This is a genomic window from Microcoleus sp., assembly GCF_049646505.1.
Classification (GTDB): domain Bacteria; phylum Cyanobacteriota; class Cyanobacteriia; order Cyanobacteriales; family Microcoleaceae; genus Microcoleus.
Window position 1 is genome coordinate 1 of record NZ_JBARVX010000660.1, and the last position, 10,647, is coordinate 10,647.

Sequence of the window (10,647 nt, forward strand, 5' to 3'; positions counted from 1 at the left end):
TCCGTACAACGTCATCAGGAAGATGGAAGATGCGATCGACCACATGGGTTTCATTCCTAAGAACATTCTCACCTACTTATATATTTAAGCTAACTCTAAATTCTGAGGAAAGCGTGAAGTCAAGCAACAAAATTGCTAATGACGCTGGTTAAAGCATTGTATTAAAGCCGTTTTGCGGTTGCTGTTAAGATTAATTAAGCTTTTTCAATCTAAGTTATAGCTTGTAGGGCGAGCTTTCCAGGTCGCCCCACCAGGGAAAAAACCGGGTTTATACCTTTGTGCGTAAGTCTTAAGGTATAGATTTATCTACCTAATTAGGATGATATTATTGAGATGTCCGATCGCCTATTTGTGCGGCACAATGACATCAAAAAAAGCGTCCTCTAAATCGTAACCAAACATTTGGGACATCGCCATCAACTTCGATTTGCTGGGAATTCCCTGCTGGTTCAACCAATCAGTCAACACAAAAATTTTGCTCATCAAAAACATTTCTAATGCTTCAGGATTGTACTGAATGCCTTGGGTGCGGTGGAACTGATGCGGCACCAACATCGCCGCGTAGCGGGCCAATTCTCCACCTTTCCAATCCAGCAAAAAGGGCAGCCAAGGATAACAAGCATCCAAGCGGATAAACCACAGCCGCACTTCGGGAATTTCGGAGATTTCTCGCGGATCTAATTCTTCGCGCGGATACTCAATTTCAAATTGTAGCTGCTGTTCGTTTTGGGCGATCGCCCCGGAGGCCAGCCACTGTTCGATCGCACTACGCACCGGAGACAAATCTAAACTGTTTATGCGATCGGCATCAATCGATATCATAATACTCATAAAAAGTCAACCTTATAACATTAAGTTTTAGATTAATCCCACAGATAAATCCGAGAGTCCAGCACCCAATTGCTTGATAGTCAACTGTATACCGTTTAGTTATCATACCACCAGCTATAAATATTTTAGCTGACTTTTGACTGTTGACTGTTGGCTGTTGACTGTTGGCTGTTGGCTGTTGACTAATGACTAATGACTAATGACTAATGACTACTGACTAATGACTAATGACTAATGACTAATGACTAATGACTAATTACCCATTTTTCCCAAACTTGCCATCCTGCAAAGAATTACCAATTCCCTGAATAATTCCCCGCCCGATCAAACCAATTCCCCGCCCTATAACCTGCGTCAAAACGTAAACAACAGCAGAACCCAACAGCGAAATCACCCCGCGAACTCTAGGTGCGATCGCATCCCTCGCTTCCAGCAGCAAAGTCAACGCCAACTGCCGCCCAGAAAGCTGTGCTAGCTCCCGATTTCTCGGAGCATAAATAGAAATTCTCTTAATTCCCGCATCGCCCAAAACAAACAGCCAAAACCTGCTTTCAAAAATAGCTTTTGGTTCTACCAAATAGCTATCCCAGCGATACCTCCACGATAAATTATTCCTAAACCGCTCAATTTCCCTAGTAGACATCAACTTCCCGTCGTAAAAATTTTGCTTGATTTCCTCAATATTTGCAAAATTATTCAGCAGGGGCTGCACCACTCCGCTAGCAATTTGAATTGCCAAATTTTCTAACAAAGCTTCCGCTCGCTGCATCGCTTGCGGGCTGCCAGCAACACAAGAGAGATTGTCAACTGTTAGCGGAATTTCAAATAGCAAATGAGCAAATAAATCAACACTCATGGGTATTTTGTCAAGGATTTGGGCCGCAACTGCTTTTTCATCTGCCAGCAGCACCGGCACAACTTCTACGGTGCTGCCGATCGACAGATCCGCCGCACTTCCCCCTGGACTTTCTGGCAGTTTCAAGCTTGTTTGACTGCCGTCTAAAACCAGATTTTCTCCCGTTTGCAGTGTATAATATCTGCCAAAAAAATCTATAATTGTCGATTCCCACAAATCCCGCAAAATAGCAGGCATTTTTTCTGACAATTGAGTTGGCTGCACTTGCGAAAAGCGCAATTCCTCCAACAAATCTTCTAACTTCCGCAAAATGGAACTCATCAATTCGCGCTTTTGAGCCGATCGCAAAATATCGATTTCCAAAGGCACGCCAGTCAAATTCACCAAATCAAACTGCAATTTAGCAGCCGCCGAGTCAAACAAACTGCCTTGCCAATCATTTGCCACCACCAAAGATGCCGTGGCAATTTGAGAATTCGCAACTTGCAACTGAGAATTATTCAACAAATTTTCCCGTCTTCCTTCTGGCGTCTTCCTTCTGGCGTTTTCCTCTTCTTTGTTGCCTTTTCTGAGTTGCTGCTTCCGACTTCCATTGCTATTCTTGCCACTTGCTTCAAATAATAGCCGACTGACAATCCAGCGAGCAGCCAGCAATTCTCGGCGGCGCCCGCTGACTAAAACCCGGTCTAAAATAGAGGGCAAATCCGTCGCACCTGCCGCTTTCACCTCTTCTAAATCAGCCTTGACAAGCGCCAAAGCTGAGTCTATTTCCCGCAATCCAGACACACAAGCATCAGTCAGGATGTTTTGGGGTAAAGGTCGATCGACTATCGGATTATCTGGATTTTCCTCAGCAGCAATTGCAGCAGAGTTTTCTATTGCTGCAATTGCTGCTGAATTTAGCTGTATTTTCGAGCTAGCTGTCGCATCCGCCGGCCAATAAGTGCTGCCCGAACCCACTGCGCGAATAGCTTCCATTGTCACAGAAATATCTCTACCTTTAGGACAATAGCCATTCGCGCCTGCAGCTTGTACTATCGCCAACAACTCCGGTGTCAGCGGTTCGCCTAGCAGCAAGAGCGGCAGGTTGGGGTACAAACTTTTGAGTTCGCGACAAACTGCGGGCGCCGAACTTTCATCCGATCGCAAATTTAAGGTTTCAACACCCAAAATTGCCAAATCAGGGGGTTTCTCGGCGGCTTCGGAGTCAATGGAGCGAGCTTCTAAAACCTGCAGGGCCTCCGAGACAGTCGAAACCTCTGCGACAACTTCCAAGTCTGGAGATTGCTCGCAGGCGACTCGCAGCCCCAGCCGGAAAATGGGATCGTTATCGATCGACAGCAGTTGCAAATTACTCACTCGATTTTAGATTTGAGATGTTATATCAATTCCGGTTGCACCGGAATGATGTTGAGAGTTGGCTGTTGAGAGTTTGAACAATACCGATGCAACCGGAAATGATGTTAGAGGTTGATCGAGCCGGATTAAAAGCGGGGCAGGTTTTTGAGATTGTTGGCAGATATTTTTGATCGACCCGCCCCTAGGATCTGATGGAGTAATCTACCGGACATGATGTTAGAGGTCGATCGCCAGAAAACCCAATTACTCGGGAAGCAAACTAGCATCGGGAGGCCCGGCCGATTCAGGAATCGAAGGCGGAGCCGGAGCCGGAGCCGGAGCTGGAGCTGGAGCCGGAGCCGCAGCCGGAGCCGGAGCTGGAGGATAGTAAGGTTCTGGCTCCCTAGCCGGAGGATAGTAAGGTTCCGGTTCCCTAGCCGGCGGATAGTAAGGTTCCGGAGCCGGAGCCGGAGCCTCTTGTCTGGCGGGGGGATAGTATGGCTCAGGAGCCGGGGCGTACTCCTCCTGTCGCGGAGCTGGCGCGTACTCTTCCTGTCGCGGAGCCGGGGCGTACTCTTCCTGTCGCGGAGCCGGAGCGTACTCCTCGGCAGGAGGCGCGTACTCGCGAGCGGGTTCCGGCGGCGGTGCAGTGTTGGCTCTGAGTTCGGCACTCCAGCGCCAGATCGCACCTGACGCCTCTGAATGCAGCGCCCTACCGTAACCGATTTGGGAAGCCATATCGATCGCCGCCGACAGACTACCTTGAGACGCCAATTCAGCAGCTCGATCGAGAATCGGTCTGTCTCTAGCAATTTGCAGTTCGCTCACCCACTGATAGATATTATCCTGAGCTTTGGCGTACAGAGTCCTACCGCTCTTAATTTCCGAAGCTTTATCAATAGCCGCGCTCAGTTTTCCTTCCTTCGCCAGGGCGATAGCTTCATCCAAAAAAGGTTGATCTTGAATAACTTCTATGCGTTTCGTCCACTGAGCCAGGAGAGTTTGCGCCTCTATTCTGCGGGGGCGGTTTAGAGCTACGAGCTGTACCTGAGCCATCCCGCCCTTGAGTCCTTCCACCGTTCCCGTTTCTGCCAACTGCTTCGCCAGAGTCACAAAAGATTTGTCTTCGATCCGCTGAATGTCCCGGCGCCAAGCAGCCACCAAAGTTTGAGCGTGAATCCGCCGCGGCGCTGAAGGCCCGATGGTTTGCGCTTGCTCGATCGCTGCCTGAAATGTCCCTATCTGACCGAAAGTGGCGATCGTACTCGCCACTTGCAGCCGCACCAAATCTTGAAACTGCACCTGCAAATTTTCAATTTGAACTTGAGCCTGCTTGTACAGAGGGCGGCCCGGAGCAATTTGGCTAGCAGCGCCCTGCCCTTCTAGCAAGCTAAAAATGTGTTGCGGCAGCGGCGTTGATATCGACTGGTTCCACGTCACCGCCTGAGCTCTACCCAACTGCATCAAATCTTGAGCTTCAGCAAACAGCGGCGTATTTTGCGGCACCACAGAAGCCGCTTCGATCGCCCCCGGCAAGTCTTTTGCCTCCAACCGCTTAGTAGCCATTGCCAGCAAAGTCCGGCTCCAGCCCTCAATTTCCTTCTCAGCTTTAGCCCGCGCCCATAGCTTCGAGTCGATTTTGCGAGCCAGGACGATCGCCTCAGCGAACTTCTGCGGAGTTCCATCCTTCGCCAAATCTCTCGCCTCTTGCAAGCGCTGCCAGCCGTTTCTTTCCAAAGAAATCTGCTGGATCAGCTCGTTGTAGCGCTTCTGACTCCAGAAAATATTTTCCAGTTTGAACAAAGCTTGAGCATAATCCCAGGCCTTCTTTAAATCCTCAGCTTTCAAAGCTTCGATCGCTGTATCGTAGAGTTTTTGGCCCTCCTCCCAATTTTTTTCCCAAGCAGTAACAGCGTCCTGTACCTCTGGGTAAGACGGACTGGTTTTGGGAATTTTCCCCACAATCTCCAGAGCCCCTTTCAAATCCCCCAGCTCAATTTTTGCCCTGGCGAATCCCAGCATGGCTTTCGACCATTCTCCGATCAAATGTTGCCCCTGCGAGTATAGCGGGTGTTCTTTCGGCCAAGCCTGAACCAGTGCCATTGCCGATTCTAGCTGTTCTAGCTTGCCCGATTTAGCCGCTTGCTGAGCGCAGTAAAGTCGCTCTCCGTCCGCCGCCAGCGGCGACAGTTGCTGGCAATTGGGTGGCGGAGGCATCGTCAGCAACCACAGGAATGCAGCAGCACCGGTTACTCCAAATCCCACTAGGAGACTCAGCCAGATGAGCTGCCACTGCCAAAAAGTTCTTTTGCCTTCGTCTGTCGGCAGCACCCTTGCTGAGGAACTCGCCTCGCCTATCGCCTCTGCACTCAACTGTGCAGTCGGCTTGGGGGACGGGTTGTACTGCGGTGGTGTGTGGAATTGGTTAGATTGTCGTCTCGCCATTACTTCAGCTTGTCCTGTAATGCGCTCTCTGCGTGACACTCCCACATCAAATCCATAGATTGTGATGTGGGATTCTGACTCCTGTTAAGGAGATCGAGAACTTCCTTCAAGGTACTGGAAATCTTTCCCTCTACGGCGTTTTATAGTGAGGTTTGTGTCCCCCCCACTGCTGGCTTTAAAGTATTTTAAGCTCTATAAGCACGTAGATCATACCAGTTATCCAACTGTTATTCACAGCTCTCGCTGGAAGTTTAGCAGAAAAAACACAATAAAGCCTTCGTCAGTTGATTTGAGATTGGGGGATTGAAGATTTGAGATTTGACTTGGCAGTGGAATTCGGGAGTTAAGCTAAGGTCTCAAGTTTTACGTACAGCGGGTTGAACAGATTTTTTCGGTTAATCCGCTCAACAAAACTTAACCCAATTGTGGCACGATCGACCGCAAATCGATACTTGAATCATTTTATACCCGCCCGCTGCCGCAGTCCCAACAATCGGTTTGGCAGCAGGCAGCGCAGGGCTTTCTGGTTAAGAAGCCTTTGTATCGCTAGCACTCGGTGCTTCCGTGTCGGGCGCGCCCGATCGGTACCCGTAGAAATCTATCCGGTAGTCTACAATTTTTACACCCGTTTGCTGTTGAATTTGTTCGATCAAGTCGATCGGCAATTCCACATGAACGTCAAGAATCTGAGCCGTATCCAGACAGTTGACATGAGAGTGAGAGTCGCTGACATTCCCGTACAAGCGCCCCTCCGAACGTTCTACGCACTCAATAATCCCTTCTCTCGAAAGGGCTTCCAAATTTTGATAAACAGAAGTATGACCGATCGAATGAGCTTGTTGGTTGAGGCGATCGTAAATTTCCCGAGCCGATAGGTGTTCTTTTGCATCCCACAAAAGCTCTAGAATAAATCGACGCTGGCGGCTCAAGCGCATTCCCACCGCCTGACAGCGGTTTAAAGCATCTTCTAATGAACGAATTGGTTTCACAGCTACCGCCTTCTAGAGCCTGCTCGATGTTTAATTCTGGTACAATACTGCACGCCGATCTTATATCTAGATTCTAGCGCAGGGTTGCCCAACAGTAGAAGATAGAAGGCAAAAATCAAAAATCCGTAAATCTTCAATGCCCCTATCGACTAACCGTTGCCGCACTAGACCAGAGTTGCACTCAATCGCTTTCAATTATTGAATTATCTGCGTCCATCAGTGTTTGTACGCTAGAAATCTGCGGTTGACAGATCGATCGAATACTTGTGCAACTCAAGTCTACGAGCCTGCTGTGAGCGCGCAGCAGAAAATTTCCGTCTCAAAAATATTGCTTTGACCCTATTTTCTACCGCAACAACTCCAACTCCTACTTCGAGGATTTGATAGCATGAACCAGTAACTTGGCGATTTCCGAAAGTTGCTTTTTGTTGAAAGTTTTGAGCAAAAGCCTGACTACCGCCTTCGGGTCGGCGGGAAGAGCTACTTCCTTCGATGCCGGTGGTGCTGCGGTTGCTGGAGCGCTTGCTTCTACAGTTTTTGGGCTTGCTGCCAAAAGTAGCAAATTTTTACTCGGAGCGATCGTCTTGGCTTTCGCCCCTTGCACCAAATCCCCAGCTTCCTTGAGTTCTTTGATAATCAGCGGAGCTAAGACTTTATAAGAGTTTTTAGGATTAACGATCGCCCCTCTAGCCGTTTTAACTAAATTTTGCCAAGTCTCAATTTTACCTCCCAACTTGTACAGGCGAACGCACACAGCCGCCAACTGCTCGCGACTAGCAGCCGATTCTTTCTGTTTGAACCCCTGCAACATTTCCTTAAGTAAAACCATCACTTCCGCAGCAAAATTCGCCGGCACAGCGCCCGCTGTTTGAGCTGCCCCGGCCCCGCGAGCCACCCCAGCAGCAGCCGAAACTTTACCCGCAGCCAAGTTTTTGAGATGAGTTTCCAGTTGAGCAAAAACTGGCATCACCTGTTGAACGAGTTTTTCTCCCTCTTCGTTCCTCAAGCCAAAAGGCCCTTCCAGTTGCAACAGCAAATCCTTAAGCGTATCAACTCCCTTTAAAAATAGGGATTCTGCCGTTTGGTCAACCTGCTTGACTGGCCCGTCCTTGAGTACCTTAAAACAATCTTCCAAGCGGTGAGCGGTTGTTTTGATACTATCCAAGCTGAGCATAGCCGCCCCTCCTTTGACGGAATGGGCGGCTCGGAACATCTCTTGGACGCTTTCGGGGTCTTTCATCGTGGACTTCAAATCCACTAAACCATTTTCTAGAGTATCGAGGTGCTCCTTAGCCTCCTCTATAAACAAACGCATAATTCGGTCTTGCTGATCTGACACGACAGTCCTCCTAACAATCTCAGCCCCCCTCCAGAAAGCACCCTGTTGGCGGGAGGAAACGCGACTCCAGCCAAGTCGGAACGCGACTCCTGCAAGATATTCTAGCCTGCCTCAGCTAGCAGGCTCAAAATACTGTTGTCGGGGCAATTTGATCTGTCAAACTGGCGCGGTGGAGATCGAGCCTAGAGTTCTGAAGGAGTATCTGGAGCAATTTCAATGCCCATTCCTTGTTTCATCACCTGCTGATCCGTAATCAAGTCGCTCAATTCCTTAACTTCGACGCCGATGTTTTGGCAAGCCTGCTTCAGTTCCCGCGAGAAGCTGTTGAGGTCGCCTTGATAGCCGCAAAGCTGCGCGGCCTCGGCGATTCCTTGTTGGGCGTTGGCTTTGGCGCAGTCGATCAATTCAATACCTTTGAGGGGTTGGGAGGATGCCATAGTGTCAAACCACAATTTATCTTTTGTTCCACTGTACCCAAAATGTTGAGGTCGATCGATCTATCGAAAGGCATGAAAAATCCTGACTGTGCTGCGTGTTACCAACTCCTACCTATTTTTGGGGAGTTCCTGGCAAAATAGCAGTAATTGGCAGTTTCTCACCCAAAACTTTCACCCAGCCCTGTTTATACTTGTCGCAAGTTTGCCGTACAGGCGATCGCTTTAGCAACCGCCGATTGAGGGAAATTTCTGCAATCTAGGATGATTCGCTACAGTTTTCGAGAATTTTTTGCAGTCCTCAAAGCGCCTTGGGAAGTGCGCGCTACCCGTCCCAAACAGACTTTTTGGGAACCATTTGAAGGAACCAAGTAAAACTTGTGAGCGCTGCGTTCAAGATTTTAGTCATTAAAAAGAGGACTAAATCCTCACTACCAACCAAGTTTTTTATAAAATACCAAAAATTATGTCTGTCCCAGAGTTGTAAGTTTTGATTTAAATAAAATTCCCACACAACTTACAACTCATAACTCGCCCGTTGCGGTAGCGCTGCATGACTTACTTGGGTTTAGAAAGCCCCGCCAGCGACCAAGTTAGGCTCACCATCATCAAACGGCTTAGGGCTTTCAAGCGGTCTGTGGCGTTATTTTCAACCGTTTGAGACAGAGTTTCAGGCTTAACATCGACCGGCAATTCTTCAGCGGTTGCTGCTGGTTCTTCAAACTGAGCTTGTGCGGCAGATGTCTCAAGGCTGACTTGTCGTTGCTGATTTTCTTTTTCGGTCATTATCTGAGTCACCTCCTTGAGTGATTGCATACATAACCATTACTACAAATGCAATTTATATCTATCCGGAAACTGGCTGTTTTAGGTACGCTAAAAAAAATACAAATGCCGAGCAATTTATAATTTTTGAACAGAGCGGTCGGCTATCTTCACCAGCATTGATGTAATTGGCTTCAAAAACCCGGTTATACGACATAAATCTTGTTGAATTTCCAGCTCGTATTGTGTCCGGGAAAATAACCCGCAGCGCGTTTGTAGTGAGGACTTTAGTCCTCTGACTTTTCTGAGGAGCAAGCTGTTCCCACATTTAAACTGAATGTCAAAAAACAATCTAAATCTTGTGGGGTGTCCCGCAGCGCGCTTGTAGTGAGGACTTTAGTCCTCTGACTTTTCTGAGGACTAAAGTCCTCACTACCAACCAATTTAATTGTAGCTGCGACTGCAGACACGGTATTACGCATTCTCAGATCGCACACTATTGTCTGTGATGCACGTCACTGAATTGTTATATTTACTTAAGAGTCAGATTTCCGAGATTCTGATATTGTTAAAGCTGAAGAATGAATTTTGTTCTGATTTATCTCAAGCTAAAACCAAACGTCTGGAAATTATTAAGAAACTAAAGGTGTAGAGCCGATGGCAATTTATGTTGATACTGCAATTATAGCAACTGCCGCACGGGCGATCGAGTTCGGATGGATTGCGGGAATTACTACTAATCCCACACTTTTGGCCAAAAGCGAGTTCTCTTCTGAGGAGACGCTCAAACAACTGGCACAACTGACAGCAGGGGAAGTGTACTATCAGCTAATGGCATCTGATGTTGATGGCATGGTAGCAGAAGGAAAAGCGGCTTTTGAATTAATTGGACAGCAAACAGTTTTGAAAGTTCCAGCAACGGCGGCCGGTTTTCAAACAGTCGCGCATTTGTCGGGGGAAATTCCTTGTGCGGTGACAGCTATTTACAGTGCCGCCCAGGCCGTTGTTTCGGCCGGGGCCGGCGCAAAATATGCGATCGCCTACGTGAATCGCGCTACCAGACTGCTAGGAGACGGTTTTGCCCTAGTGCGGGATATGGCTAATGTTTTAGAGAGAACAAATACAGAGATTTTAGCAGCTAGCATTAAATCGCCGGAAGAAGCAGTAAAGACTTTATTAGCCGGCGCGCATCATTTGACATTGCCTTTTGATGTATTGCAAGCAATGACACTTCACGAATTATCGCAGCAAACTGTTGATGAATTTTCCAAAAACGGGCGGGGAATTTTGGGATAATAGCAAATCCATTTCCACAACCTGTTGATTATTTGGAAATTGGTAACTGGGAATTGGCTATTAGTAAGTGCGGGCGGGTGCGGGTTGATGCAATTGTTGGTTCTGAAGTTGAAAATACTGGTGAACCCGCCCTGACAAGAATTATATTTATTTAGCCGCACATAATATTATATCAAATCCGGTAGCATCGGAACGATTAAACCGCGAAGAGGCTAAGAATGCAAAGGAAGGGCGTACATCTTCTGATTTCTCTTTTCACCCTACCCTTCGGGAACCCCTCGGAACGGGAACGGCTTTGCCGCGGCGATCGCAGATATCCCCCAAGACAACCAAACCGATCGCACATTCCCCCTC

The 10,647-nt window shown here is 48.1% G+C and carries 8 protein-coding genes; 1 reads left to right on the plus strand and 7 read right to left on the minus strand.

Annotation, left to right across the window (positions count from 1 at the left end):
* Positions 1-345: 345 nt before the first annotated feature.
* The 7 genes from WBA89_RS30055 to WBA89_RS30085 form a co-directional block, all read right to left on the minus strand.
* Complete coding sequence (locus WBA89_RS30055) at positions 346-831, minus strand: CRR6 family NdhI maturation factor (protein WP_424411331.1); 486 nt, start codon at positions 829-831, stop codon at positions 346-348.
* 256 nt (positions 832-1,087) lie between these two features.
* Positions 1,088-3,046: a DUF3685 domain-containing protein gene (locus WBA89_RS30060; RefSeq protein WP_424411332.1), complete on the minus strand. Its 1,959-nt coding sequence runs from the start codon at positions 3,044-3,046 to the stop codon at positions 1,088-1,090.
* Between the two features lie 243 nt (positions 3,047-3,289).
* Positions 3,290-5,509, minus strand: a complete 2,220-nt coding sequence (locus WBA89_RS30065; protein WP_424411333.1) for a hypothetical protein — start codon at positions 5,507-5,509, stop codon at positions 3,290-3,292.
* Positions 5,510-5,997: 488 nt separating this feature from the next.
* Complete coding sequence (locus WBA89_RS30070) at positions 5,998-6,459, minus strand: Fur family transcriptional regulator (RefSeq protein ID WP_424411334.1); 462 nt, start codon at positions 6,457-6,459, stop codon at positions 5,998-6,000.
* A 367-nt stretch (positions 6,460-6,826) separates the two neighbouring features.
* Positions 6,827-7,798: an Hpt domain-containing protein gene (locus tag WBA89_RS30075; RefSeq protein WP_424411335.1), complete on the minus strand. Its 972-nt coding sequence runs from the start codon at positions 7,796-7,798 to the stop codon at positions 6,827-6,829.
* A 182-nt stretch (positions 7,799-7,980) separates the two neighbouring features.
* Positions 7,981-8,235, minus strand: a complete 255-nt coding sequence (locus tag WBA89_RS30080; RefSeq protein ID WP_424411336.1) for a hypothetical protein — start codon at positions 8,233-8,235, stop codon at positions 7,981-7,983.
* 555 nt (positions 8,236-8,790) lie between these two features.
* Positions 8,791-9,018, minus strand: coding sequence for a hypothetical protein (locus WBA89_RS30085; protein WP_424411337.1), 228 nt, complete (start codon positions 9,016-9,018; stop codon positions 8,791-8,793).
* A gap of 636 nt (positions 9,019-9,654) precedes the next feature.
* On the opposite strand from WBA89_RS30085, the gene WBA89_RS30090 reads away from it, so the two are divergent.
* Positions 9,655-10,293, plus strand: a complete 639-nt coding sequence (locus WBA89_RS30090; protein ID WP_424411338.1) for a transaldolase family protein — start codon at positions 9,655-9,657, stop codon at positions 10,291-10,293.
* Positions 10,294-10,647 lie beyond the last annotated feature (354 nt).